General features: G+C 67.8%; 23 protein-coding genes. All 23 read left to right on the top strand.

Translation table 11 applies throughout. The features are described from left to right. Window positions 1-179 precede the first annotated feature (179 nt). A complete protein-coding gene (gene dapF, locus AB7P10_RS03500; RefSeq protein ID WP_428292450.1) occupies window positions 180-1,055 on the top strand; it encodes a diaminopimelate epimerase in 876 nt (291 codons plus the stop codon). An 18-nt stretch (window positions 1,056-1,073) separates the two neighbouring features. Then, window positions 1,074-1,754 carry a DUF484 family protein gene (locus tag AB7P10_RS03495; RefSeq protein WP_428292449.1) on the top strand — a complete coding sequence of 227 codons (681 nt, stop codon included), beginning with the start codon at window positions 1,074-1,076 and terminating at the stop codon, window positions 1,752-1,754. A 31-nt stretch (window positions 1,755-1,785) separates the two neighbouring features. After that, window positions 1,786-2,841 carry a tyrosine recombinase XerC gene (locus tag AB7P10_RS03490; protein ID WP_428292448.1) on the top strand — a complete coding sequence of 352 codons (1,056 nt, stop codon included), beginning with the start codon at window positions 1,786-1,788 and terminating at the stop codon, window positions 2,839-2,841. Window positions 2,842-2,931: 90 nt separating this feature from the next. Next, window positions 2,932-3,378 carry a DsrE family protein gene (locus AB7P10_RS03485; protein WP_428292447.1) on the top strand — a complete coding sequence of 149 codons (447 nt, stop codon included), beginning with the start codon at window positions 2,932-2,934 and terminating at the stop codon, window positions 3,376-3,378. A 139-nt stretch (window positions 3,379-3,517) separates the two neighbouring features. Next, window positions 3,518-4,582, top strand: a complete 1,065-nt coding sequence (locus tag AB7P10_RS03480) for a CobW family GTP-binding protein (RefSeq protein WP_428292446.1) — start codon at window positions 3,518-3,520, stop codon at window positions 4,580-4,582. 341 nt (window positions 4,583-4,923) lie between these two features. Continuing rightward, the gene (dksA, locus tag AB7P10_RS03475; RefSeq protein WP_428292445.1) at window positions 4,924-5,982 is read left to right on the top strand and encodes an RNA polymerase-binding protein DksA; all 1,059 of its coding nucleotides are present in this window, start codon (window positions 4,924-4,926) and stop codon (window positions 5,980-5,982) included. 45 nt (window positions 5,983-6,027) lie between these two features. Next, window positions 6,028-7,932 carry an STAS domain-containing protein gene (locus tag AB7P10_RS03470; protein WP_428292444.1) on the top strand — a complete coding sequence of 635 codons (1,905 nt, stop codon included), beginning with the start codon at window positions 6,028-6,030 and terminating at the stop codon, window positions 7,930-7,932. 68 nt (window positions 7,933-8,000) lie between these two features. Continuing rightward, a complete protein-coding gene (gene hslV, locus AB7P10_RS03465; protein ID WP_428292443.1) occupies window positions 8,001-8,549 on the top strand; it encodes an ATP-dependent protease subunit HslV in 549 nt (182 codons plus the stop codon). 9 nt (window positions 8,550-8,558) lie between these two features. Next, window positions 8,559-9,899, top strand: a complete 1,341-nt coding sequence (hslU, locus tag AB7P10_RS03460; protein ID WP_428292442.1) for an ATP-dependent protease ATPase subunit HslU — start codon at window positions 8,559-8,561, stop codon at window positions 9,897-9,899. Between the two features lie 323 nt (window positions 9,900-10,222). Beyond that, complete coding sequence (gene mraZ / locus AB7P10_RS03455; RefSeq protein WP_428292523.1) at window positions 10,223-10,639, top strand: division/cell wall cluster transcriptional repressor MraZ; 417 nt, start codon at window positions 10,223-10,225, stop codon at window positions 10,637-10,639. 5 nt (window positions 10,640-10,644) lie between these two features. Continuing rightward, entirely contained in the window at window positions 10,645-11,571 is a 927-nt protein-coding gene (gene rsmH / locus AB7P10_RS03450; RefSeq protein WP_428292441.1) for a 16S rRNA (cytosine(1402)-N(4))-methyltransferase RsmH, read from the top strand. Continuing rightward, a complete protein-coding gene (gene ftsL, locus AB7P10_RS03445; protein WP_428292440.1) occupies window positions 11,568-11,873 on the top strand; it encodes a cell division protein FtsL in 306 nt (101 codons plus the stop codon). Before rsmH ends, ftsL begins: the two co-directional genes overlap by 4 nt. 2 nt (window positions 11,874-11,875) lie before the next feature. After that, a complete protein-coding gene (locus tag AB7P10_RS03440) occupies window positions 11,876-13,612 on the top strand; it encodes a peptidoglycan D,D-transpeptidase FtsI family protein (RefSeq protein ID WP_428292439.1) in 1,737 nt (578 codons plus the stop codon). After that, on the top strand, window positions 13,612-15,174 hold the full coding sequence (locus AB7P10_RS03435; protein WP_428292438.1) for a UDP-N-acetylmuramoyl-L-alanyl-D-glutamate--2,6-diaminopimelate ligase: 1,563 nt from the start codon (window positions 13,612-13,614) through the stop codon (window positions 15,172-15,174). The genes AB7P10_RS03440 and AB7P10_RS03435 overlap by 1 nt, the downstream gene beginning before the upstream one ends. Further along, a complete protein-coding gene (locus AB7P10_RS03430; RefSeq protein WP_428292437.1) occupies window positions 15,171-16,592 on the top strand; it encodes a UDP-N-acetylmuramoyl-tripeptide--D-alanyl-D-alanine ligase in 1,422 nt (473 codons plus the stop codon). Before AB7P10_RS03435 ends, AB7P10_RS03430 begins: the two co-directional genes overlap by 4 nt. Then, window positions 16,582-17,760: a phospho-N-acetylmuramoyl-pentapeptide-transferase gene (gene mraY, locus AB7P10_RS03425; protein ID WP_428292436.1), complete on the top strand. Its 1,179-nt coding sequence runs from the start codon at window positions 16,582-16,584 to the stop codon at window positions 17,758-17,760. The genes AB7P10_RS03430 and mraY overlap by 11 nt, the downstream gene beginning before the upstream one ends. Continuing rightward, complete coding sequence (gene murD, locus AB7P10_RS03420) at window positions 17,757-19,556, top strand: UDP-N-acetylmuramoyl-L-alanine--D-glutamate ligase (protein WP_428292435.1); 1,800 nt, start codon at window positions 17,757-17,759, stop codon at window positions 19,554-19,556. Before mraY ends, murD begins: the two co-directional genes overlap by 4 nt. Window positions 19,557-19,621: 65 nt before the next feature. Beyond that, entirely contained in the window at window positions 19,622-20,875 is a 1,254-nt protein-coding gene (gene ftsW / locus AB7P10_RS03415) for a putative lipid II flippase FtsW (protein ID WP_428292522.1), read from the top strand. Continuing rightward, window positions 20,872-21,948, top strand: coding sequence for an undecaprenyldiphospho-muramoylpentapeptide beta-N-acetylglucosaminyltransferase (murG, locus tag AB7P10_RS03410; protein WP_428292434.1), 1,077 nt, complete (start codon window positions 20,872-20,874; stop codon window positions 21,946-21,948). Before ftsW ends, murG begins: the two co-directional genes overlap by 4 nt. Then, entirely contained in the window at window positions 21,945-23,354 is a 1,410-nt protein-coding gene (gene murC / locus AB7P10_RS03405; RefSeq protein ID WP_428292433.1) for a UDP-N-acetylmuramate--L-alanine ligase, read from the top strand. The genes murG and murC overlap by 4 nt, the downstream gene beginning before the upstream one ends. Then, entirely contained in the window at window positions 23,351-24,328 is a 978-nt protein-coding gene (locus AB7P10_RS03400; RefSeq protein WP_428292432.1) for a D-alanine--D-alanine ligase, read from the top strand. The genes murC and AB7P10_RS03400 overlap by 4 nt, the downstream gene beginning before the upstream one ends. 19 nt (window positions 24,329-24,347) lie before the next feature. After that, window positions 24,348-25,145, top strand: a complete 798-nt coding sequence (locus AB7P10_RS03395; protein WP_428292431.1) for a cell division protein FtsQ/DivIB — start codon at window positions 24,348-24,350, stop codon at window positions 25,143-25,145. A 13-nt stretch (window positions 25,146-25,158) separates the two neighbouring features. Next, a complete protein-coding gene (gene ftsA / locus AB7P10_RS03390) occupies window positions 25,159-26,388 on the top strand; it encodes a cell division protein FtsA (protein WP_428292430.1) in 1,230 nt (409 codons plus the stop codon). Window positions 26,389-26,508: the final 120 nt, after the last annotated feature.

Raw genomic sequence — 26,508 nt, 5'->3', positions numbered from 1 at the left:
GCCTGTTTGCATAAGCCGTGCCAGGCCGGATCCGCACGCTTCGCCTGCCAAAGTTGCAAATTGCATACAAAAGCGCACCGCGATTGTGCGCAGGCGGCGGACCGCGCGCGCCAGACCCGCCATCGCGGTGCGCTGCGCCAGTCCGGTGCGCGGTCGGGCATGGACGGATAATCCGCCTCATGCACATCCGCTTCACCAAGATGCAGGGCGCGGGCAACGACTTCGTGGTGCTCGACGAGACGCAGGGCCGTCTGGGTCTGAGCTCGGCCCAGTACCGCTTTCTGGCCGACCGCCATTTCGGCATCGGCGCCGATCAGATCCTGAGCGTGCGGTCGTCGCCCGGCCCGGGGCTGGACTTCGAGTACGTGATCCACAACGCCGACGGCGGCCAGGTCGAGCATTGCGGCAATGGCGCACGCTGTTTCGTGCGCTATGTGCACGACAAGGGCCTGAGCACGCGCAACCCGTTGCGCGTGAAGGTGACCAATGGCGAGCTGGAGCTGCGCATGCACCCAGATGGCCGCGTCACCGTGGACATGGGCGCGCCTGTGTTCGAACTCCCGCGCGTGCCGTTCAAGGCCGACGGCCTGGTGCCCGAACCCATGGGGCGTTTCGAGCGCTGGCCGCTGGCCCTGCCTTATGCGGGCGACGTGCCGGTGGCCGTGCTGTCCATGGGCAACCCGCACGCGGTGCTGCTGGTGGACGACGTGCAGGCCGCGCCCGTGCCGTCCTGGGGCCCCTGGATCGAATCGCACGAGCGCTTCCCCCGGCGCGTGAACGCCGGTTTCATGCAGGTCGTGAACCGCGGCGAGGTGCGGCTGCGCGTGTACGAGCGCGGCGCGGGCGAGACGCTGGCCTGCGGCACCGGCGCCTGCGCGGCGGTCGTCGCGGGCGTCCGCCTGGGCCTGCTCGACGAGCGTGTGGATGTGCTCACACACGGTGGCATGCTCACCATCGAGTGGCAGGACAGCCCCCAACACGACCGCCCGGTCTTCATGACCGGCCCGGCCACCACGGTCTTCGATGGCGAGATCGAGGTTCCCGATCTCGCCTGATGGCCCTACATTCCAGTCATGAACGCCAACAACATCCCCCCCATCACCGAAGACGACATCGCCAACTACCTGGCCAACACGCCCGATTTCTTCGAGCGCCACGCCAGCCTGCTGGCGGCGGTGCAGCTGACGAGCCCGCACGGCCAGCGCGCGGTGAGCCTGCAGGAGCGCCAGGCCGAAATGCTGCGCGAGAAAATTCGCGGCCTGGAGCTCAAGGGCGCGGAGATGATCCGCCACGGCCACGAAAACACCGCGATCGCCGACAAGCTGCAGCGCTGGACGCGCGAGCTGTTGCTCGCGCGCGAGGCGCGCGACCTGCCTGCGGTGGCGGTGCGCGCGATCACCGAACAGTTCATGGTGCCGCAAGTGGCGATCCGGGTGTGGGACGTGGCGCCCGAATTCACCACCGAGGCTTTTGCCCAGGGCGCCAGCGAGGACGTGCAGGCCTTTGCTTCCTCGCTCACCCGGCCGTACTGCGGCGCCAACCCCGGGCTGGAAGCGGCGCAATGGCTGGACGACCCCGCCAGTGCCGCCTCGCTGGCACTGATCCCGCTTCGCGTGGGCATGGCGCCGCAGGCCTTCGGTCTGCTGGTGCTGGCCTCGTCGGACACCCAGCGCTTCGCTTCCGACATGGGCACCGATTTCCTGGAGAGCATTGGTGAACTCACCAGCGCCGCACTCTCCCGCCTGAGGCCATGACCCCCAGACGCGTCACTCGGGGCTCGCGCGCATGAGCACAGCGCCGGGCCGTTCCCAAGCAAGCTCGCACCGCAGCCCGCAGGGCGAAGGTACTCCAGTGAACGCCCCGGCCAGCGCCGACGACGACGCGCTGGTGCAGGCCTACCTGGGCCATGTGCGGGTGGAGAAACGGCTGGCCGAGCGCACCGTCGCGCTCTACACGCTCGACCTGGACAAGTTGGCCGCGCTGGCGCGCGAAGCTGGCGTGGCACTGACGGCGGTGCAAAACACACACATCCGCCGCTGGGTCGCGCAGATGCATGGCGGTGGTCGCAGCGCGCGCGGCATCGCGCTCATCCTCTCGGGCTGGCGCGGCTTCTATGTGTGGCTGGGGCGCCAGGGCCTGATCGACCACAATCCGGTGCAGGACGTGCGAGCGCCCAAGGCCGGCAAGCCGCTGCCCAAGGCGCTGGGGGTGGACGACGCGGTGCGGCTGGCGTCGCACCACGACAGTGCCGACGCCCCCGCGCTGGAGGCGCGCGACGCCTGCATCACCGAGCTGCTGTATGGCTGCGGTCTGCGCATTGGCGAACTGGTGGGTCTGGACGTGGCCGCGAGCGGCGTTGCGCGGGGCTGGATCGACACGCAGGACGGCAGCGCGCACGTGCTGGGCAAGGGATCCAAGCGCCGCAGCGTGCCGGTGGGTCGCCAGGCGCTGGCGGCCCTGGCCGCGTGGCTGGTGCAGCGGGCAGCCTGGGCCGGCGATGACCCGGCCCTGTTCATCGGCTCGCGCGGCCAGCGGCTCACGCCGCAGCACATCCGGGTGCGGCTCAGGCGCCGCTCGCAGCAGGCCGGGCTGGCCACGCCGGTGCATCCGCACATGCTGCGGCATTCGTTCGCCAGCCACGTGCTGCAATCCAGCGGCGACCTGCGCGCGGTGCAGGAACTGCTCGGCCATGCCAGCATCAGCACGACGCAGGTCTACACCCGCCTGGATTTCCAGCACCTGGCCCAGGTGTACGACGCGGCGCACCCGCGCGCCCAGGCGCGCGCCGGGCAGGCGCCCGACCCGCAGCCGCCCGCACCGGGCCAGCCGTCCACGCCCTGACCCTGCGGGCCACCCTGGCGGGATGCCAAGGGTAGGATTGTGCGATTCCCGACCACCCCCGTCACGCCCGCTGCCTTCCGGAGACACCCCATGCCCAAGTTTCTCGACTTCCTCAAGACCCTGCTGTTCTGCGCCGTGCTCGCGGGTTCGCTGCAAGCCCAGGCCCAGGCCCTGGCACAGCCGGCGATCAAGGTGGTCTATCACCTGAGCGACGGCATCGGCCAGGCCACGCGCGCCATCGGCAACATCCGCAACCACCTGGCGGCCGACCCGACAGCGAGGATCGTTGTCGTGACCCATGGCGCCGGCATCGATTTCCTGCTCGACGGCGCGGTGACGACCTCGAAGCAGCCGTTCTCGGGCTCGATCGGTGACCTGGCCGCCAAGGGCGTGGAATTCCGCGTCTGCAACAACACCCTGGTGGCGCGCAACATCGACCCGTCGAAGGTGGTGCTCGAAGCCTCCGTGGTGCCCTCCGGGGTGGCCGAGGTGGCGCGGCTGCAGGCGCGCGAAGGCTACGTGTACCTGCGCCCCTGAAGCCCGGTACCGGCGCGCGCGATGGCCGGGCCTTGCCCGGCCTTCTTTTTGCATGTCCTGGATCAGGGCGAAAACCATGCGGGTGGCATACACTCCCGGGTTGCCTTTTTCGTCCCCTCATTCCCTGTTCGCGCCCGCCATGTCACTCATTCCCGCCACCATCCTCACCGGCTTCCTGGGCTCTGGAAAAACCACTTTGCTCAAACGCGTGCTCAGTGAGGCGCATGGGCAGAAGATCGCCGTGGTGGAGAACGAGTTCGGCGAGGAGAACATCGACAACGAAATCCTGGTCGCCGACACCACGGAGAACATCATCCAGATGAGCAACGGCTGCATCTGCTGCACCATCCGCGACGACCTGCGCGCCACTCTGCAGGACCTGGCGCAAAAGAAGCGCAAAGGCGAACTCGACTTCGAGCGCGTGGTGATCGAGACCACCGGCCTGGCCGACCCCGGCCCGGTGGCTCAGACCTTCTTCATGGACGACGAAATCGCCGAGCAGTACCTGCTGGACTCCATCCTCACGCTGGTGGACGCGAAACACGCGGCCGAGCAGCTCAACGAGCGTCAGGAGGCGCGGCGCCAGGTGGGGTTCGCCGACCAGATCTTCATCAGCAAGGCCGATCTGGTCGGCGGTGAGGATCTCGACGCTTTGACCCATCGCCTCAAGCACATGAACCCGCGCGCGCCGATGCGTCCAGTGCATTTCGGCGAGGTGGCGCTCAAGGAGGTGTTCGACCTGCGCGGTTTCAACCTCAACGCCAAGCTCGACATCGACCCCGATTTCCTCAAGGCCGACGACCACGACCATGGGCATGAACACCATGACCATGAACATGGCGAGCACTGCGACCACCCGTCGCACCGCCACGACCATGGCGGGCCCGGCCACCACCACCATCACGACGACGACGTGAAGAGCTTCGTCTACCGTGCTGATCGTCCTTTCAGTCCCGAGAAGCTGGAAGACTTCCTGGGCGCGATCGTGCAGGTCTACGGCCCGCGCATGCTGCGCTACAAGGGCGTCCTGCACATGCAGGGCACCGAGCGCAAGGTGATCTTCCAGGGCGTGCACCAGCTCATGGGCAGCGACCTCGGGCCCGCCTGGGCCGAAGGCGAACCCCGTGTCAGCAAGATGGTGTTCATTGGCATCGACCTGCCCAGGGACATCCTGGTGCAGGGCCTGGATCAGAGCCTGGTCTGACCCCACCGTGTTGTTTGTCTCGCTTCTCCAACGACCGGGCGTCGGCGCGCTGCCGGAATGCGGGCAGCGTCGGGGTGGGTCGTTACAATCGCGGCCCAAGTTGGCCGGCCGGTCGGTGCCACAGGCACTGGTCGATCAGCGCCGAATGCCATCCGGCAATGAGGGTATAACGTTGCATCCGGCGATCCGGCGCAGCGCTTCCCGGGTGGAGCCCGCAGCAGCAAGCCCTCCCGGATCCCGCTGCGTCAGTCACTGAGAGGAGACCCGTTGTGAAAGCCCCGGCTACCAGGACAGCGAAAAAAGGCAAACCTGCCGCGGCGGGGGCCAAGGCACGCGCGCCGGTGGCAAAGAAGGCTGTAACGCCGAAACCGGTCGCCAAAACCGCTGCCAAGGCCAAGCCTGTGGCAAAAAAAGCCGCCAGCTCGCCGGTCAAATCGCCCGCCAGAACCCAGGCGACGGCCAAGCCAGCCCCCAAGACCAAGGCGGCCGCCAAACCGGTGAACAAGAAGGCGGTGGTTGCCAAGACCGCTGCCAGCAAGGCGGCCGCACGCCCACCGGCCAAAAAGACTCCGGTCAAGACCGCAGCAACGACCAAGGCGGCCAAACCTGCAGTCAAATCGGCGGCCAGGACCGCCACCAACACCAAGAAACAGCCTGCTGCCAAAGCGGCTGCCTCCCCTGTGACCCCTTCGGTTTCCAAGGCTGCACCTGCTGCGGCCCCTGCTTCAAAGACTGCCAGCAACCCCCAGCGCGCGGCCACGCCGGCGCCGGTGGTGATAGAGCCCACGCCACGTCCCCTGGGCAAACGCGCGGCCAAAAAGGTCATGATGGAGCAGATGACGCAGGCCGAGGTGGTTCCCACCCATGCTCCGGACGCTGCCAAAGCGACCTTTTCCCATATGAATGAACGTGCCGTCATGACCCCTCCCGTGCCCTCATCGATCCAGAAGGATCCCAAGCGCGCCAACAACTGGAAGACCCTGCCGGTCGATCAACTCACCGATCAGGATGTGCAGGCCATGCCCGACAGCGAGTACATGAGCGACCTGCAGCTGGCGTACTTCCGCCGCAAGCTCACGCAGCTCAAGGACGATATGCTGGCCAATGCCGGCGAGACCACCGAGCACCTGCGTGAGGACACCGTGGTCGTGCCCGATCCGGCTGACCGCGCGACCATCGAGGAAGAACACGCGCTTGAACTGCGCACCCGCGATCGGGAACGAAAGCTGCTCAAGAAGATCGAGCAGGCAATTGCCCGCATCGATGCCGGTGACTACGGCTACTGCGAAGAAACCGGTGAACCCATCGGTGTGGGTCGCCTGATGGCGCGCCCCACGGCCAGTCTCTCGCTGGAAGCCCAGCAGCGCCGGGAGCTCAAGCAGAAAATGTTCGGGGACTGAGTTTCCGCCTCTTCACCTACGCTTTCATTCCGGTACCGATTCCCCATGTCCAAGGACGATTCCAACGGCGGCTTTCTGTCCAAGGTGGTGAAGTTCGTGCGCCATCCGACCACCAGCTGGGCGGACCTGGACACGCGGTCGGCCGACCGCGAGAGCGAATACAGCAAGGCCGCGCTCAAGGAGATGATCGAGCGCAAGCGGCGCAACGACTTCGTGCGCAAGCGCGAGTTCGACATGTTGCGCAAGATCCGCAGCCGCGAGGGCACGGGTGTCGAAGGGCCGGGGATGCGACCCTCGTTCTTCCAGAGCAGCCTGCCGTCCAAACCGGACGACCGCGCCGAGACGCTGAAGAAGATCGACGAAATCGAAGCCCAGATGTCGATGCAGTGGTGGAAGACCAAGGGGCCGGACTCACTCGTCAGTACCGGCTCGGGTCTGAACACCGCGGCGCACACGGTGGGTGGTGCGCCACTCAAGTCGAAGCAGGGGCCTTTGACCCCTGCCGTGCCGGATGCCGCCGTGCGGCAGCGCAAGGCACAGTACGATGAAACCGAACCGAGTCCCCTGCCCAACCCGGCAGCGACCACCCCCCCGGCAGCGCCTTCGCTGAACGAGCCCGTGTTGAACATTCCGGCTGCCAGTTCCGCACCGGCTGCCTTGAACAAGACCTGGAACCCATCTCGCGAGCGTGAAGTGGCATCGCCGCAGGCGCCCGCGCCCGTGGCAGCGGCGCCGTCCGTGGCACGCACCGGCCTGATGGCGCCCACTTCATCCGGCGAATCGCGCGGCACTGGTGGCACAGGTGGTCCTGCCTTCTCGGCCTCGCACTTCTTTGCGCTCGACGTGCAGGAGATCGCCCAGGATCCAGAGGTCGAGGAGGCCGCGATCCGGTTTGCCAATGGCGACGATGCAGGGGCGGAGCAGGGCTTGCTGGAGGTGCTGGGCGATGGGGGCTCGAAGGCCGGGCAGCAGGAAGACTGGCTGGCCTTGTTCGACCTCTATCGCGCCACCGGGCAACTTGCCCCCTTCGAGAGCCGTGCGGTCGATTTCGTCAACCGGTTCAACCGTTCCGCGCCCCAGTGGTACGACATGCCGGAGATCGTCTCCAACATGACGGGCAAGGTCTTCACGCCATCCACCGGCCCGAGCAAGGCGGTCTGGGTCAGTGAGCCCGAGCTCGATGCGCATGCCGTCGGGACCTTGCAGAACGTGCTCCTGCGTGCGCCGCAGCCCTGGGTACTGGACTGGACGCCTCTGGAGAGCATGGACCTCAAGGCGGCGCGCGCGCTGCTGGGCATCTTCACGCTCTGGGGTGACCAGGAGAGCGAGTTGCGCTTTCTGGGCGCCAGTTCGTTCAGGGAGCTGCTCAAGCGCCAGACGCCTTCGGGACGGCGCGATGTCGAGCAACTCTGGTGGGAGCTGCGCATGGCCGTGCTGCGGGTGATGAACCGGCCCGATGAATTTGAGCTCACCGCGCTGGACTTCTGCGTGACCTACGAGGTGTCACCGCCCGGGTGGGAAAAACCCCGTGGCCACTACGCCTCGCAGTCGAGTGACAAACCCGGTGAAGCGGGGCAGTCGGTGCTGGGCGAGTCGGTGCTGGAGCAGGTGCCCTCCGTGTACCCGGGTGGCGAGTCGCAACTGGACAGCGAGCCCAGCGAATTCAACCAGCTCGGCCTCGTCGAGCTCTCGGGCGAGATCCGCGGCGACCCGCAGACCACGCTGGAGGCACTGGAGCGCCGCCTCAAGGGCGCCGACGTGCTCATCATTTCGTGCCGCAACCTGATCCGGGTCGACTTCTCCGCCGCCGGTACGCTGTTGAACTGGGTATCGGGCCACCACGCCGAAGGGCGAACGGTGCAGTTCGTGGATGCCCACCGGCTGGTTTCTGCCTTCTTCAACGTCATCGGCATCACCGAATACGCCAAGGTCGTGGTGCGCGTCGACTGAGGTCTTCCTGCGGCGACGGCGCACCCGGTGCGGTTGCAATCGGTCTTTCAGACCCCAAGTCCTCCCCCATGGAATCATTTCACGGAACCACCATCGTCTGCGTGCGCCGACAGACGCCGCAGGGTATGCAGGTCGCCATCGGCGGCGACGGCCAGGTTACCCTGGGCCACATCGTCGTCAAGGGCACCGCGCGCAAGGTGCGCAAGCTGTATCACGACAAGGTGCTGGCGGGATTTGCCGGCGCCACCGCCGACGCGTTCACGCTGTTCGAGCGCTTTGAAGCCAAACTCGAGAAGCACCAGGGTCACCTGGCGCGCGCGGCGATCGAACTCACGCGCGACTGGCGCACCGACCGCGTGCTGCGCCGTCTGGAGGCCATGCTGGCCGTGGCCGACCAGAGCGCCTCGCTGATCATCACCGGCAATGGTGATGTGCTCGAACCCGAACACGGCATCGTTGCCATCGGCTCGGGTGGGGCCTATGCACAGGCGGCCGCCAAAGCCCTGCTCGATCACACCGATCTGGGCGCGGAGCAGATCGTGCGCCAGTCGCTCGCGATCGCGGGCGATCTGTGCATCTACACGAACATGAACCACACGGTCGAAACCCTGGACTGAGCCCGACACATGTCATCGATGACCCCCCAGGAAATCGTTTCCGAGCTGGATCGCTTCATCATTGGCCAGAACGGCGCCAAACGCGCTGTCGCCATTGCCTTGCGCAACCGCTGGCGCCGCCAGCAGGTCGATGAAAAGCTGCGGCCCGAGATCACACCCAAGAACATCCTCATGATCGGTCCCACCGGCGTGGGCAAGACCGAGATTGCGCGCCGTCTGGCGCGGCTGGCCGATGCGCCTTTCATCAAGGTCGAGGCCACCAAGTTCACCGAGGTGGGCTACGTGGGCAAGGACGTGGACAGCATCATCCGCGACCTCGCGGAGGTCGCGGTCAAGCAGACGCGCGAGGTGGAGATGCGCAAGCAGCGCGTGCGCGCCGAAGACGCCGCGGAAGACCGCATCCTCGACATCCTCATTCCGCCGCCGCGCGCCATGGCCGCCGAACCGTCGGCCGCGGTCGTGGCCACGCCCGAAAGCACTGCGCGCCAGAACTTCCGCAAGAAGCTGCGCGAGGGCCAGCTTGATGACCGGGAGATCGAGATTGATCTCGCGGAGCCGCGCCCGGCCATGGAGATCATGGGTCCGGCGGGCATGGAGGAAATGGCCGAGCAGTTGCGCGGCATGTTCAGCCAGATCGGTGCGGGCAAGCGCCAGACGCGCAAGCTCAAGATCGGCGAGGCCATGAAGCTGTTGATCGACGAGGAGGCCGCCAAGCTGGTCAACGAGGAAGAGATCAAGACGCGCGCGCTGCACAACGCCGAGCAGAACGGCATCGTGTTCATCGACGAGATCGACAAGGTCACCTCGCGCAGCGACGCGGGCAGCGCCGAGGTGTCGCGCCAGGGTGTGCAGCGCGACCTGCTGCCCCTGGTGGAGGGCACGACCGTGTCCACCAAGTACGGCGTCGTCAAGACCGACCACATCCTCTTCATTGCCAGCGGCGCCTTCCACCTGGCCAAACCGAGCGACCTGATCCCCGAACTGCAGGGGCGCTTTCCCATTCGCGTCGAGCTGCAATCGCTCTCGGTCGATGATTTCGAGGCGATCCTGACGCAGACGCATGCTTCGCTGGTGCGCCAATACCAGGCGCTGCTGTCCACGGAGGGCGTGACGCTGGTGTTCGCGCCCGATGGCATCCGCCGCCTGGCGCAGATCGCCTGCGATGTCAACGAGCGCACCGAGAACATCGGTGCGCGCAGGCTGGCCACGGTGATGGAGCACCTGCTCGACGAAGTGAGCTTCGACGCGACGCGCCTGCAGGGCCAGACCATCACCATCGATGCCGCCCTTGTCAACGGGCGCCTGGCCGAACTCAGCCAGAACGAAGACCTCTCGCGTTACATCCTCTGATGTCCGCGCCAGGCCGTCGGCGGTCGCCGGCGGCCTTGGCGGCCCGCCTGCGCCTGCCGCAGATACCGCGCCGCCCATCTCCTCCCACCTGATCGTTCATACAGTCCTGCCTGCAACAGGGTTTTCAAGCATCACATGCAGTGCATGTTGTAAGTGCTTGCTTTTGCTGCATTTTTGAACGCGATATAGCTTCTAAATGTGTCCTAAGTGGTTGATTTCATTGCAAAAATCTGTAGCCACGCGGTTGCGCGCACCACATTTCCTGCTACAGTGGAAAAAAGTGCAATTAAGTGGTGAAAAGTGTCTTTCAAGGATTGAGCGCGGTGTTTCAGGGTGCTTCTTCTCTCAGTCTCGATGCCAAGGGGCGGCTGTCCATGCCGACCCGGCACCGTGACGCCCTGGGCGCGGCACTCACGATCACCAAGCACCCCCACGGTTGTCTGATGGTATTCCCCCGCAGCGCCTGGGAGCAGTTCCGCGATCGCATCGCGGCGCTGCCGATGCAGGCCCAGTGGTGGAAGCGCATCTTCCTGGGCAACGCGATGGATGTGGACATGGATGGCACGGGTCGCGTGCTGGTCTCGCCCGAATTGCGCGCGGGCGCGGGCATCAGCAAGGACGTGGTCCTGCTCGGCATGGGGGCCCACTTCGAGCTGTGGGACGCACAGGTCTATGCGGCGCAGGAAGCAGAGGCCATGAAGGCCGAGATGCCCGATGTCTTCAAGGACTTCTCTTTCTAAGGGCGATGGTGCAAGGCGCATGGACCCATCAAACCGTCCTGTTGAACGAGGCTGTGCAGGCACTGGCCATCAACCCGGACGGGCACTATGTCGACGCGACCTTCGGGCGCGGCGGCCATTCGCGCGCCATCCTCGAGCAGTTGTCCCGCAAGGGACGGCTGACCGTCTTCGACAAAGATCCCCTGGCGGTGCAGGCGGCGCAGGCCCTGTCGGCCAGCGATGGCCGGCTGGTCATTCGCCACGAGGGGTTCAGGCACCTGGGCGAGCTGGGGGCGGCGAGCGCGGACGGGGTATTGATGGATCTGGGCGTGAGCTCCCCGCAGATCGACGACCCCGAACGGGGTTTTTCTTTTCGTCACGACGGACCGCTGGACATGCGCATGGACACCACGCGCGGCCAGAGCGTGGCGCAGTGGCTGGAGACGGCCGATGTCTCAACCCTGTCGGAGGTCATTCGTGACTATGGCGAAGAACGGTTTGCTCAATCGATTGCAAAGGCGATTGATCGTCGCCGACAGGAACGGGGCCCTTTTCGAACCACCGGCGAGCTGGCCGAAGTCGTGGCTGGCGCGGTCAAAACCCGCGAGCCGGGCAAGGACCCTGCAACGCGCACATTTCAGGCTTTTCGGATTTTCATCAACGCCGAGCTTGAAGAGCTGCAACAAGCGCTAGAGGCCAGCCTGCAGGTGTTGCGCCCGGGAGGACAACTGGTGGTGATCAGCTTCCATTCGCTGGAAGACCGCATGGTCAAGCAGTTCATGGCGCGCCATTCGCGTGCTGTGGTGGACCGGCGGGTGCCGTTCGCCGAGCCTGCGCCCATGGCGCTGCGCGGCGTGCGCCGCGTCATGCCGTCGGACGAGGAAGTCAGGGGCAATCCGCGCTCGCGCAGCGCCGTCATGCGCGTGGCCGAGCGCACGGAGGCCCCGGCATGATCCGCTTGAACCTGGTCCTGTTGCTGGCCGTGGTGGCGAGCGCCTTTTACCTCGTGCACACGCAGTACGAGTCGCGTCGGCTCTACGCCGCGCTGGACCGCTCGCAGGCGCAGTCGCGCAAGCTCGACGTCGAGCATGAGCAGCTGCAGGTGCTGAAACGCGCGCAGGCCACGCCGGCGCGCGTGCAGCAGCTCGCCACGCGCCAGCTGCAGATGCGGCCGGTCACGCCCGGCATCACGCAGTACGTCACCGTGTTCGAGCCGCAACCGGCCGCGACCACGCCCACCCCGCAGGAGCGCTGAGCATGGGTGTGCGCAGCATCAACTACTCCGCCAGTCCGCTGCTGGCCAGCCGCACGCCGGTGTGGCGCAGCAAGTTCATCGTGGCCGGCCTGGCCGTGGCCTTTGCCGGCCTCGCCGGGCGTGCTGCCTATGTGCAGGTGTTCGGCAACGACTTCTTCCAGCGCCAGGGCGAGGTGCGCTTCGCGCGCACGCTGGAGCTGCCGGCCAACCGCGGCCGCGTGCTGGATCGCAATGGCCTGATCCTGGCGTCCAGCGTGGTCGCGCAAAGCATCTGGGCAATTCCCGAGGACGTGGACCGCGCCGACCCGCAACTGCGCCAGCTCGCCAAGTTGCTCGACATGCCGCTGGCCACGGTGCGCAAGCGACTGGCCAACGAGGACAAGACCTTCGTCTGGATCAAGCGCCAGGTGGACGAGCCGGTGGCGCGGCAGATCGCCGCGCTCGGCATCAAGGGCATCTACCAGCGCCGCGAATACAAGCGCGAGTACCCGGAGGGCGAGGCGGCCGCGCACGTGGTCGGGTTCACCAACGTGGAAGACCGGGGCCAGGAAGGTGTGGAGCTTGCGTTCAACAAGCAGCTCTCCGGCCGCAACGGATCGCGCCGCGTGATCAAGGACCGACTGGGCCGCGTGGTCGAGGACGTGCGCGACGTCGTTCCCCCGGTCGACGGCCCCGACCTGCAACTGTCCATCGACAGCAAGGTGCAGTTCTTCGCCTACCAGAAGCTCAAGGAGGCGGTGCAGGCGCACAAGGCGCGCGCCGGCAGCGTGATGGTGATCGACACGCTCACCGGCGAGGTGCTGGCGTTGGCCAACTACCCGAGCTTCAACCCCAACCACCGGCAGAACCTCAGTGGCGAGCAGCTGCGCAACCGCGTGCTCACCGACAGCTTCGAGCCCGGCTCCACCATGAAGCCCTTCATCGCTGCGCTGGCGCTGGAAAAGGGCCTGGTCACGCCGCGCACGCCGATCCACACCGCGCCGGGCCGCATCATGATCGGCGGCTCCAGCATCAGCGACACGCACCCGCACGATGTGCTGACCGTTGCCGAAGTGATCCAGAAGTCGAGCAACGTGGGCACGGTCAAGATGGCCATGCAGATGAGCCCGCGCGAGATGTGGGAGACCTATGCGCAGGCCGGTTTCGGCCAGAAGCCCCAGGTGCCGTTTCCAGGCGCGGTCACCGGGCGGTTGCGTCCCTACAAGAGCTGGCGGCCGATCGAGCAGGCCACCATGAGCTATGGCTACGGCCTGTCGACCTCCCTGTTCCAGCTCGCGCATGCCTACACCATCTTCGCGCGTGATGGCGAGCTCATCCCGCTGAGCCTGCAGAAGTCCACCGAACCGGTTTCGGGTGTGCGGGTATTCAGCGCGAAGAACGCGATCGCGGTGCGCCAGATGCTGGGACTGGCCGCCGGGCCGGGTGGCACCGGCTCGCGGGCGCAGACCATGGGGTATTCGGTGGGCGGCAAGAGCGGCACCGCGCACAAGCAGGAAGGCAAGGGCTACGCGGAGAAAAAGTACCGCAGCTGGTTCGTGGGCCTCGCGCCGATCGAGGCGCCGCGCATCGTGGTCGCGGTGATGATCGACGAGCCCAGCAACGGCCAGTACTACGGTGGTGTCGTGGCCGCGCCGGTGTTCAGCGAGACGGTGCAGCAAACCCTGCGCATCCTGGGCGTGCAGCCCGACATGAACGTCAAGCCGCAGATCGTCGCTGACGTTGTGGAGGAGTCGTTCTGATGAGGACGCGCCAGACGCCCCAGGCCGTGGCCGAGTGGCTGCGCGAGCGCGTGCGCGGGGAATTGCATTGCGACAGCCGCCGCGTGCGCGAGGGCGATGGCTTCGTGGCCTGGCCGGGGGCCGCCACCGACGGGCGCCGCTTCGTGGGTGCCGCGCTGCAGGCGGGGGCCGCGGCTGCGCTGGTCGAGCAGGAAGGCGCCGGGACCTTTGGCTTTGAGAATGACGGCCGCGTGCTCGCCGTGCCGGGCCTCAAGGCCGCAGCCGGCGCGATCGCCAGTGCCTTTTACGGCACGCCGAGCGCCGCGCTCGACATGGTGGCCATCACCGGCACCAACGGCAAGACCTCCACCGCATGGTGGGTGGCGCAGCTGCTGTCGTTCTGTCAGCGCCCCTGCGCGGTCGTCGGCACGCTGGGCATGGGGCGTGCACCGCAACCCGGTGACTCGGCCGCACCGCTCGTCGCCACGGGGCTGACCACGCCCGATCCGGTGATGCTGCAGGCCCAGTTGCGCCGCTTCGTGGACGAAGGCTTGAAGGCCTGCGCCATCGAAGCCTCGTCCATTGGCCTGGTCGAAGGCCGCCTCAACGCCACGCGGTTGCGCGTGGCGGTATTCACCAACTTCACCCAGGACCATCTGGACTTTCACGGCCACATGGACGCCTACTGGACGGCCAAGGCCGCGCTGTTCGACTGGCCCGGCCTGGCGAGTGCCGTGGTGAACCTCGACGATGCGCGCGGTCCGGGGCTCGCCACCACCATGGGCGAGCGCGGGCTGGACGTCTGGACGGTGGCCATCGAGGCAGCAGGTGACGCCGGCGACCAGCCTGGCCAGGCCCGCCTGTTCGCGCAGGACATCGTCTTCACCGACAGCGGCATGGCCTTGCAGGTGGGCGAACGCGATGCGTCGGGTCAGGTGGCCGCCCTGCATGCCCTGAGCCTGCCTTTGGTCGGGCGCTACAACGTGTCCAACCTGCTCTGCGTGCTGGCCGCGGCGCGCGCGCTGGGCGTGCCGCTGACCGATGCGGTGCACGCCTGTGCCGCACTCACCCCGGTACCCGGTCGCATGGAGCAGGCGGCGGTGAACATGCCGGGCCAGCCGCTGGTGCTGGTGGACTACGCGCACACGCCCGACGCGCTCGAGAAGGCCTTGCAGGCCCTGCAGCCGCTGGCGCGCCAGCGCCAGGGCGTGCTCTGGGTTGTGGTGGGCTGCGGCGGCGACCGCGACGCCAGCAAACGCCCGCTGATGGCGATGGCCGCCGAGCGCGAAGCGCAACGACCGGTGTTCACCAGCGACAACCCGCGCAGTGAAGATCCACTCGCCATCCTGCGGCAGATGGTGGCGGGCCTGTCGGTGCCCGACGCCGCGCTGGTCGAACCGGACCGTGCGCGCGCCATCAATCTGGCCGTCGCGCGCGCCGAGGCGCACGACGTGGTGCTGATCGCTGGCAAGGGGCATGAGGATTACCAGGACGTGATGGGCGTGAAATCACCGTTCTCGGATGTGCAACACGCGCGCCAGGCGCTCGCGCGGCGTGCGGCCGGGCAGGGGGCGCTGGCATGAACACCCTGGGCCAGCTCCTGACACGGCTCGAAGGCGCCCGCGTGGTGGGCCAACCCGATCTGCCCTTCACCCGCGTGCACACGGACACCCGCAGCCTGCAGCCTGGCGACCTGTTCGTGGCGCTCAAGGGTGAGCGCTTCGATGCGCACGACTTCCTCGCGCAGGCGAAGGCGCAGGGCGCGCTGGCGGCGGTGGCCCACCAGGGCCTGGCCAGCGCCGGCCTGTCGGGCGTGGAGGTGCCGGACACGCGCCGCGCACTCGGTGAGCTGTCGCGCCTGTGGCGCAGCCAGTTCGATCTGCCCCTGATTGCCGTGACCGGCAGCAACGGCAAGACCACGGTGACGCAGATGATCGCGTCCATCCTGCGGGCCGCCGCGGGCGACGCCGCCCACGCCACGCAGGGCAACTTCAACAACGACATCGGCGTGCCGCTCACGCTGCTGCGCCTGGGCCCGGCACACCGGTACTCCGTGGTCGAGCTGGGCATGAACCACCCGGGCGAAATCGCCGAGCTCGCGGCACTGGCCCTGCCCACCGTGGCCCTGGTGAACAACGCCCAGCGCGAGCATCTCGAATTCATGGCCACGGTGGAAGCCGTGGCGCGCGAGAACGGCCAGGTCATCGAGGCGCTGGGGCCGACGGGCGTGGCGGTGTTCCCCTCCGACGACGCCTGGACGCCGCTGTGGCGCGATCTCGCAGCCCAACGCCGCGTGCTGACTTTCAGCGACACCGACCCGGCCGCCGACGTGAGCACCATCCAGACCGACTGGCTCGATGGCGCCTGGTCGCTGTGTTTTGCGTCGCCCGCCGGCAAGGCCACGGTGCGGCTGCGCATCGCGGGGCGCCACAACGTGCGCAACGCACTGGCGGCGACGGCTTGCGCGCTGGCTGCCGGCGTGCCGCTGCCGGCGGTGGTGCGCGGTCTGGACGCGTTCGAACCCGTGGGAGGGCGCTCGCGCGCGCTGTCGCTGCACCTGGGCGAGCGCCAGCTCACCCTGATCGACGACACCTACAACGCCAACCCCGATTCGGTGCGCGCCGCCATCGACGTACTCGCCGAGCTGCCCGCGCCACGCCTGCTGGTGCTGGGCGACATGGGCGAGGTGGGCGAGCAGGGTCTGGCGTTCCACGACGAGGTGCTGCGCCATGCGCTGGCGCGCGGCATCGAGGCCGTGCACGTCACGGGTGACTGGATGCGCCAGGCCAGCGCAGCGCTGCCGCAGGTCGTGCACTGGGTCGAGGTGCCGGCCCTGGCGGGCGCCGTCTGCGCCGCGGTGCGCGACAACCGCCCGGTGTTTCGCAGCGTGCTCGTCAAGGGTTCGCGTTTCATGCGCATGGAGCGCGTGGTGCAGGCCCTGCAGGCACTGGACCCCGCGCAATACAACAAAGACAAGAAGGACAACACCCATGCTGCCTAGCCTGGCCCTCTGGCTGCAAGGCCTGTCACCCGACTTCGGATTCCTGCGGGTGTTCCAGTACCTCACGTTCCGCGCGGTGATGGCCGCCATGACGGCGCTCGTGGTCGGCCTGGTGGCCGGCCCCTGGTTCATCCGCCGACTGGGCGCGCTCAAGATCGGGCAGCCGATCCGCGAGTACGCGATGCAGACGCACCTGAGCAAGGGAGGCACACCCACCATGGGCGGTGTGCTGATCCTGTTCGCGATTGCGCTGTCCACGCTGCTGTGGTTCAACTGGAGCAACCGCTTTGTCTGGATCGTGCTGATCGTGACCCTGGGCTTTGGCGCCGTCGGCTGGGTGGACGACTGGCGCAAGGTGGTGCACAAGAACCCCGAGGGCATGCGCTCGCGCGAGAAGTACTTCTGGCAATCGCTGATCGGCCTGGTCGCGGCCTTCTACCTCGTGTTCGCGGTCTCCGAGACCAGCAACGCGCGCGTGCTTGAACTCTTCATCGACTGGGTGAGCTCGGGTTTCACGCTGGACATGCCGCCGCAGGCCGGCCTGCTTGTGCCCTTCTTCAAGGAAATCAGCTACCCGCTGGGCGTGTTCGGCTTCGTGGTCATGACCTATCTGGTGATCGTGGGATCGAGCAACGCGGTCAATCTCACCGACGGGCTCGATGGCCTGGCCATCATGCCGGTGGTCATGGTGGGCTCGGCGCTGGGGGTGTTCGCCTACGTCACCGGCAACGTGGTGTTCGCGCGCTACCTGTTGCTGCCGCACATTCCCGGCGCGGGCGAGCTGCTGATCTTCTGCGCCGCCGTGGCCGGCGCGGGCCTGGCCTTTCTGTGGTTCAACACGCACCCGGCGCAGGTCTTCATGGGCGACGTGGGCGCGCTCGCGCTCGGTGGCGCGCTGGGCACCATCGCGGTCATCGTGCGCCAGGAGATCGTGCTCGCCATCATGGGTGGCATCTTCGTGGTGGAAGCGCTCTCCGTGATGCTGCAGGTGAGCTGGTTCAAGTACACCAAGCGGCGCTACGGCGCCGGCCGACGCCTGTTCCATATGGCGCCGCTGCACCACCACTTCGAGAAAAAGGGCTGGAAGGAGACGCAGGTCGTCGTGCGCTTCTGGATCATCACCATGTTGCTCTGCCTCGTGGGGCTGTCCACGCTCAAGCTGCGATGAAAGACCAGGACGTCCTCATCCTCGGACTGGGCGCCTCCGGCCTGGCCATGGCGCGCTGGTGTGCCCGCCAGGGTGCGCGCGTCACCGTGGCCGATACGCGCGATGCACCACCGCAGTTGGCCGCACTGCGGGCCGACTGCCCGCAGGCGAGCTTCGTGGCGGGTGCGTTCGACGAGGCGCTGCTGGCGCGGGCCGAGTGGCAATTGATCGCGCGCAGCCCAGGCCTGGCACCGGCCGCGCTGCAGGTGGTGTTCGACCGGGCCGCCGCGCGCGGCATCGATGTGGTGGGCGAACTCGACCTGTTCGCCCGCGCGCTGGGTGAACTGGCGCAGCGCGAACGCCTGCCGTACCGCCCGAAGGTGCTGGCGATCACCGGCACCAACGGCAAGACCACGGTGACCGCGCTGACTGGCCTGTTGCTGCAGCGCGCGGGCGTGAACGTGGCGGTGGCCGGCAACATCGGCCCATCGCTGCTGGACGTCCTGTCTGCCGCGCTCGACGCGGAGGCCGAGGCGCAGCAGGCCGATGACGACCGCGCCGCGGCCGAAGCCGAAGTCGAGGCGCAGGCCGCGCGCGACGCCACGCCAGCTCCTGCGGCCGAAGCACCGGCCAGCGGTGCCGATCCCGACCGGAATGCGGAGGGGGATGCCGATGTGGATGTCGATGAGGCCGCGGCAGCCGCCGCTGAGGATGACGCCGAGGACCCGACCCTGCTCGTGCCGCCGCCGGTCGAGCCGCCGCAGCCCGCGCACCTGCCACGCGTCTGGGTGCTCGAACTCTCCAGCTTCCAGCTCGACGGCGCGGGCGACGGCGCCTGGGCCGCGGTGCCGAGCGCCGCCACCGTGCTCAACCTCAGCGAAGACCACCTCGACTGGCACGGCAGCATGGCCGCATACACCCAGGCCAAGGCCGCGGTGTTTGGCGCGCAGGCGCTGATGCTGCTCAACCGCGACGAACCGCTGGTCATGGCGATGAAGCCCGGCCTGGTCACGGTCAAGGTGGGCAACCGCAACCGGCAGCAGAGCGCCCGCCCCTGGGCAAGCTTCGGCCTGGACGCGCCCAGCCGCGCAGGCGACTGGGGCATTGAATCGGTCAATGGCATGGACTGGCTGGTGCGGGCCATTGCGCTGGACGAGACACGCAAGCGGGGGCGCGGCGCCGAGGACGACGAGGAGATCTACTTCCAGCGTCTCATGCCGGTGGACGCGCTGCGCATTCGCGGGCGCCACAACGCGGCCAACGCGCTCGCCGCGCTGGCGCTGGCCGCTTCCACGGGCGCCGCGCTCGGCCCCATGCTGCACGGCCTGCGCGAGTACCGGGGCGAGCCGCACCGGGTGGAGCCGGTGGCCATCCTCGACGAGGTCGAGTACTTCAATGACAGCAAGGGCACCAACGTCGGCGCCACGCTGGCTGCTGTGCGTGGCCTGGGCGCCGAACGCCACCTGGTCGTGATCCTAGGCGGTGACGGCAAGGGCCAGGACTTCACGCCGCTGGCCGAGTCGCTGGCGCGCTTTGCCCGCGCCGTGGTCTACATCGGCCGCGACGCCGCGCGCATTCGCGCGGCCGTGGGCGAGGCGCTGGCGCAGGCGAACGTGGCCCAGCACGACGCGGACACGCTGCCGGCCGCGGTGGCGCTCGCCGCGCAGCAGGCACGCTCGGGCGATGCGGTGCTCATGTCGCCCGCTTGCGCCAGCCTGGACATGTTCGACAACTACGAGCACCGCGGCCGCGTGTTCGTGCAGGCCGTGGGCGCCCTCGCGCACCGCAACGGCACCATGGTGGAGGGCAGCCTGTGAGCGCGAAGAAAGCCCGCAAGCCCGCAGCGTCAGCGCAGACGTGGACGCAACGCCTGCGCGACGCCCTGCCCGGACTGGGCGGGCGCGACCTGGCGGGTGCGCTCGCGGGCGGGGGCTCGCGCGACGACCTGCCGGTGCGCCTGTCCAACCGCACCTACGCCGGCACGCGCAATGTCGCCGTGCGCGAACTCGGCTTCGACCAGCCGCTGCTGTGGGTCGTGGTGGCCTTGCTCGCCTGGGGTCTGGTGATGGTGTACTCCGCTTCCATCGCGCTGCCCGACAACCCGCGCTTTGCCAACTACGCGCACACCCACTTCGTGCTGCGCCATGGTGTCTCCATGCTGATCGGCGTGGTGTGCGCGATGGTGGCATTCCAGTTCCCGATGCGGTCCTGGGAAAAGATGGCGCCCTGGCTGTTCGCGGCGGCACTGGTGTTGCTCGCGCTCGTGCTGCTGCCCTTCGTCGGCAAGGGCGTGAACGGTGCGCGGCGCTGGATCTCGCTGGGCATCATGAACTTCCAGCCCTCGGAGCTGGCCAAGCTCGCGGTGCTGCTCTACGCGGCCAACTACATGGTGCGCAAGATGGAAGTGAAGCAGCGCTTCTTCCAGGCCGTGGCGCCCATGGCGGTGGCCGTGGGTGTGGTTGGCATGCTGCTGCTGGCGGAACCCGACATGGGCGCCTTCATGGTGATCGTGGTGATCGCCATGGGCATCCTGTTCCTGGGTGGCGTGAACGCGCGCATGTTCTTCCTGATCGCGCTCGTGGTGGTGGGCGCCTTCGCGCTCATGGTCATGATGAGCGACTGGCGCCGCGAACGCATCTTCGCCTACCTCGACCCGTGGAGCGTCGAGCACGCGCTGGGCAAGGGCTACCAGCTCTCGCACTCGCTGATTGCCTTCGGCCGCGGCGAGATCTTCGGCGTGGGGCTGGGCGGCAGCGTGGAGAAGCTGCACTGGCTGCCGGAGGCGCACACCGACTTCCTGCTCGCGGTGATTGGGGAAGAGTTCGGTTTGGTGGGCGTGCTGCTGCTGATCGGCCTGTTCCTCTGGCTCACGCGCCGCATCATGCACATCGGCCGCCAGGCGATCGCGCTCGACCAGGTCTTCGCCGGCCTCGTGGCCCAGGGCGTGGGCCTGTGGATGGGTTTCCAGGCCTTCATCAACATCGGCGTGAACCTGGGCGCCTTGCCGACCAAGGGCCTCACCCTGCCCCTGATGAGCTACGGCGGCTCCGCGATTCTGCTGAACCTCGTGGCCATTGCGATAGTTCTTCGAGTGGACTACGAGAATCGCCAGATGATGAAGGGTGGCCGGCCATGACCATGCCCTGCGCCCTCATCATGGCCGGCGGCACCGGTGGCCACATCTTCCCCGGTCTGGCCGTGGCCGAAGCCCTGCGCGAGCGCGGCTGGCGCGTGCACTGGCTGGGCGCACCCGGCAGCATGGAAAGCCGGCTCGTGCCGCCGCGCGGTTTTGCGCTTGAGACCATCGACTTCGGTGGCGTGCGCGGCAAGGGCCTGGTCACCCTGGCCTTGCTGCCCCTGCGGCTGCTGCGCGCGTTCTGGCAGTCGCTGCAGGTGGTGCGCCGTGTCAAGCCCGACGTGGTCGTGGGCCTGGGTGGCTACATCAGCTTTCCGGGCGGCATGATGGGCGTGCTCGCCGGCAAGCCCCTGGTGCTGCACGAGCAGAACTCGGTGGCCGGCATGGCGAACAAGGTGCTCGCGGGTGTGGCCGACCGGGTGTTCACCGCGTTCCCGAACGTGCTGAAGAAGGCCGAGTGGGTGGGCAATCCGTTGCGCGCGGCCTTTCTGCAGCAGCCGGTGCCGGCCGAACGCTTTGCGGGCCGCAGTGGCGTGCTAAGCCTGCTGGTGGTGGGGGGTAGCCTGGGCGCGAAGGCGCTCAACGACGTCGTGCCCCAGGCCCTGGCCCTGTTGCCCAGGGCGGTGCGTCCGCAGGTCACCCACCAGAGCGGCGAAAAACAGATCGACGCGCTGCGGGCCAACTACGTGGCCGCGGGCGTGCAGGCCGAGCTCACCCCGTTCATTGAAGACACCGCGCAGGCCTTCGCCGACGCCGACCTGATCGTCTGCCGCAGCGGCGCCAGCACGGTCACCGAGATCGCGGCCGTCGGTGCGGCTGCGCTGTTCGTGCCGTTCCCGGCCGCGGTGGACGACCACCAGACCACGAACGCGCGCTTCCTGGTGGATGCCGGCGCCGCCTGGCTGGTGCCCCAGACCGAACTGACCGCCCATTCGCTGGCGCAGACGCTGCAGACGCTGCAGCGCGAACAGCTGCTGACCATGGCGGACAAGGCCTTTCAGATGCGCAAGACAGAGGCCGTGGCGGCCGTGGTGTCCGCCTGCGAGCAGCTCGCCAAGGTGAACAAGACATGAAACACGCCATCCGTCACATCCATTTTGTCGGCATCGGCGGTGCCGGCATGAGCGGCATTGCCGAGGTGCTGCTCAACCAGGGTTACCGCATCTCGGGCAGCGACCTGGGCGAGAGCGTGGCCACGCGCCGCCTGGTCGCCCTCGGCGCCGAGGTGTTCGCGGGCCACGACGCCGCGCACATCGAAGGCGCGGACGCCATCGTCACCTCCACTGCGGTGAAGGAAGACAACCCCGAGGTGGTCGCCGCGCACGCGAAGCTGGTGCCGGTGGTGCCGCGCGCCGTGATGCTGGCCGAGCTCATGCGCATGAAGAAGGGCGTGGCCATTGCCGGCACGCACGGCAAGACCACCACCACCAGCCTGGTGGCCAGCGTGCTCGCCGCCGCCGAGCTGGACCCGACCTTCGTGATCGGCGGGCGCCTCAACAGCGCGGGCGCCAACGCGCAGCTGGGTTCGGGCGAATACATCGTGGTCGAGGCCGACGAGTCCGACGCCTCCTTCCTGAACCTGCTGCCCGTGCTCTCGGTTGTCACCAACATCGACGCCGACCACATGGACACCTACGGCCATGATTTCGGCAAGCTCAAGGGCGCGTTCATCGACTTCCTGCACAAGATGCCGTTCTACGGCGCCGCCGTGGTGTGTGTGGACGACCCGGCGATCCGCGAGATCCTGCCGCAGATTGCACGCCCGATCACCAGCTATGGATTCTCCGAGGATGCCCAGGTGCGCGCGATCCATGTGCGCCCGGTCGGCACGCAGATGCACTTCACGGTGCAACGCCGCAATGGCGTGGAACTGCCCGACCTCGATGTGGTGCTCAACCTGCCGGGCGAGCACAACGTGCTCAACGCGCTCGCGGCCATCGGCATTGCGGTGGAGCTGGGCGTGTCCGACGCCGCTGTGGTGCGTGCGCTGGCGGAGTTCAAGGGGGTGGGCCGGCGCTTCCAGCCGTATGGCGATGCGCCCCTTCCCGGCGGTGGCCACTGCACCGTGGTGGACGACTACGGCCACCACCCGGTGGAGATGGCCGCCACGCTGGCGGCCGCGCGCGGCGCCTACCCGGGCCGGCGCCTGGTGCTGGCCTTCCAGCCGCACCGGTACACCCGCACGCGCGACTGCTTTGAAGACTTCGTCAAGGTGATCGGCCTGGCCGACGCGGTGCTGCTGGCCGAGGTGTACGCGGCGGGCGAGGCGCCCATCGTCGCCGCCGACGGACGCTCGCTGGCGCGCGCGCTGCGCGTGGCCGGCAAGCTCGAGCCCGTGTTCGTGGACGACATTGGCGCCATGCCACAAGCGGTGCTCGACAACGCACAGGACGGCGACGTGGTCCTGTGCATGGGTGCGGGCACCGTGGGGGCCGTGGCCGGTCGCGTGATCGAACTGGCGCAGGGAGCTGCGTCATGAACACAAAGGACAACACGGTGATCGATCCGAAATCATTCGGCAAGGTGGCGGTCTTGATGGGGGGGACCTCGGCCGAGCGCGAGGTCTCGCTGATGTCGGGCAGCGGCGTGCTGGCTGCGCTGAAGGCCCGAGGCGTGGATGCGCATGCCTTCGACCCGGCCGAGCGCGAGCTGGGTGAACTCAAGCGCGAGGGGTTCCAGCGCTGCTTCATCACGCTGCACGGCCGCCATGGGGAGGACGGCACGGTGCAGGGCGCACTGGAACTGCTCGGCATCCCCTACACCGGCCCTGGTGTGCTGGCCTCGGCCATCGCCATGGACAAGATCATGACCAAGCGCATGTGGATTGCCGAGAGCTTGCCCACGCCGCGCTACGTGGTCCTTCCACCCGGTCGCCAGGCGCACGAGGACGCGCGCGGTGTGCCCGACGTCCTCGGCCTGCCACTCATTGTCAAACCGCCTCACGAGGGTTCGTCCATCGGCGTGACCAAGGTGAAAGGCTACTCGGACATGCAGGAGGCGGTGGCCCTCTCGGTGCGGTACGACCCCGACGTGTTGTGCGAGGAGTTCATCGAAGGCGAGGAGGTGACCTGCCCGGTGATCGGCACCGGCGAGCAGGCCCGCGCGCTGCCGGTGATCCGCATCGTCGCACCCGATGGCGCCTACGACTACCAGAACAAGTACTTCACCGACGAGGTGAAGTACCACTGCCCCAGTGGTTTGCCCGACGCCGAGGAACGCGAGATCCAGCGCATCGTGCTGGCCAGCTACCGCGCGCTGGGATGCCGCGGGTGGGGCCGTGCCGACCTGATGATCCGCGCGAGCGACCGCAAGCCCTTCCTGCTGGAGATCAACACCTCGCCCGGCATGACCAGCCATTCCCTGGTGCCCATGTCGGCCAAGGCCGCCGGCCTGTCGTACGAAGACCTCTGCCTGGCGCTGCTGGCCAGCGCCGCGCTGGACAACCCGGCCTGAACGACGCGGTCCCCATACCATGGCCACCACCGAACTGCCCCTGGACGTCAAGCTCATGGCCGTGGTCACGCACGTCCTGATCGGGGTGTTTGCCGTGTTGAGCCTGGGGCTGTTCACCACCTGGCTGGTGCGCCACCCGGTCTGGACGGTCAAGGCGATCACTGTGCATGGCGACGTGGCGCACCAGAGCGCGGTGGGCTTCCGTGCGCAACTGGCCTCGCAGATGAAGACACGCCTGAGCGGCAGCTTCCTCACGGTGGACCTGCAGCAGGTGCGCCAGTTGTTCGAATCCGTGCCCTGGGTGCGCAGGGCCGTGGTGCAGCGTGAGTTCCCCAACCGCCTGCGCGTGACGCTGGAAGAGCATCAGGCCGTCGCCTGGTGGGGCGAGTCCGGTTCGGGGCAACTGGTCAACCAGCTGGGCGAGGTGTTCGACGCCAGCCCGGACGACAGCGACGGTCTGCCCGAACTGGCGGGGCCACCCGAGCAGTCGACGCAGGTGTGGTCGCTCTATCAGTTGCTGCAGACCGAACTCGGGCGCCTGGCGATGGGCCTGGAACGGCTCGAACTCACCGAGCGCGGCAGCTGGCGCGCCCGGCTCGACAACGGCGCCAGCATCGAACTGGGGCGCGGCACGCCCGACGAACTGCTGCAGCGCACGCGCCGCTTCACGGGCACGCTGGCCCAGCTCACCGAACGCTACGCCGGGGCTGTGCAGTCGGTGGACCTGCGCTACCCCAATGGCTACGCGCTGCGACTGCGCGGCGTGACCACCGTGACCGACACGCCGGCTGCAGGCGCATCACAACCCCGAAGGTAATCAAGAAGCAATCATGGCCAAGGAATACAAGGATTTGGTGGTCGGACTCGACATCGGCACCGCCAAGATCATGGTGGTGGTCGCCGAGGTTCAGCCCGGTGGCGAGCTCAAGCTCGCGGGGCTGGGCGTGTCCGCCAGCCACGGCCTCAAGCGCGGCGTGGTGGTCAACATCGACGCCACGGTGCAGAGCATCCAGCAGGCCCTCAAGGAGGCCGAGCTGATGGCCGATTGCCGCATCGCGCGGGTGTACACGGGCATCACCGGCAGTCACATCCGCGGCATCAACTCCAGCGGCATGGTGGCCATCAAGGATCGCGAGGTGAGTGCCACCGACGTGGCGCGCGTGATCGAGACCGCCAAGGCGATCAACATCTCGACCGACCAGCGCCTGCTGCTGGTGGAACCACAGGAATTCGTGATCGACGGCCAGGAGGTCAAGGAACCGATCGGCATGAGCGGCATCCGGCTTGAAGCCAAGGTGCACATCGTCACCGGCGCGCAGAGCGCGGCCGAGAACATCATCAAGTGCGTGCGCCGTTGCGGCCTGGAGGTGGACCAGCTCATGCTCAACCCCCTGGCCTCCAGCCAGGCCATCCTGACCGACGACGAGAAGGAGCTGGGCGTGGCGCTGGTTGACATCGGCGCGGGCACGACCGACGTGGCGATCTTCTCGGGCGGCGCGATCCGGCACACGGCGGTGATCCCGATTGCCGGCGACCTGATCACCAGCGACATCGCCATGGCGCTGCGCACGCCGACCAAGGACGCCGAGGACATCAAGGTCGAGAGCGGCTGCGCCAAGCAGTTGCTGGCCGATCCGGACACGCAGGTCGAGGTGCCCGGCCTGGGTGACCGCGGCCCGCGCATGCTCAGCCGCCAGGCGCTGGCGGGTGTGATCGAGCCGCGCGTGGAGGAAATCTTCTCCCTGGTGCAGCAGGTGCTGCGCGACTCGGGCCACGAGGAGATGCTGTCCTCGGGCATCGTGCTCACCGGCGGCAGCGCGGTCATGCCCGGCATGGTCGAGCTTGGCGAGGACATCTTCCTCAAGCCGGTGCGCCGCGGCATCCCGAACTACACCAGCGCGCTTTCCGACATGGTGGCGCAGACGCGCGCGGCCACGGTCATGGGGCTGCTTGAGGAGGCGCGCCTGGCGCGCGTGCGCGGGCACAAGGTGGCCCAGAAGGCGGGCTCCGTGCAGGGCGCGGTCGAGCGGGTCAAGAACTGGTTCCTGGGGACGTTCTGATGAGACGCCATCCCATTCCCTTCCTGCGGGACCGACGAAGACGAGGCCGGTGTGTCGAACACACCGGACCCCCCGGATGAGCCGAACCTCCACCCCGAAGCCCTTTCAGATACCGCCGAC

This window comes from Hydrogenophaga sp., assembly GCF_050182545.1.
Taxonomy (GTDB): Bacteria; Pseudomonadota; Gammaproteobacteria; order Burkholderiales; family Burkholderiaceae_C; genus Hydrogenophaga.
This window is presented reverse-complemented; position numbering and strand designations above follow the sequence as displayed.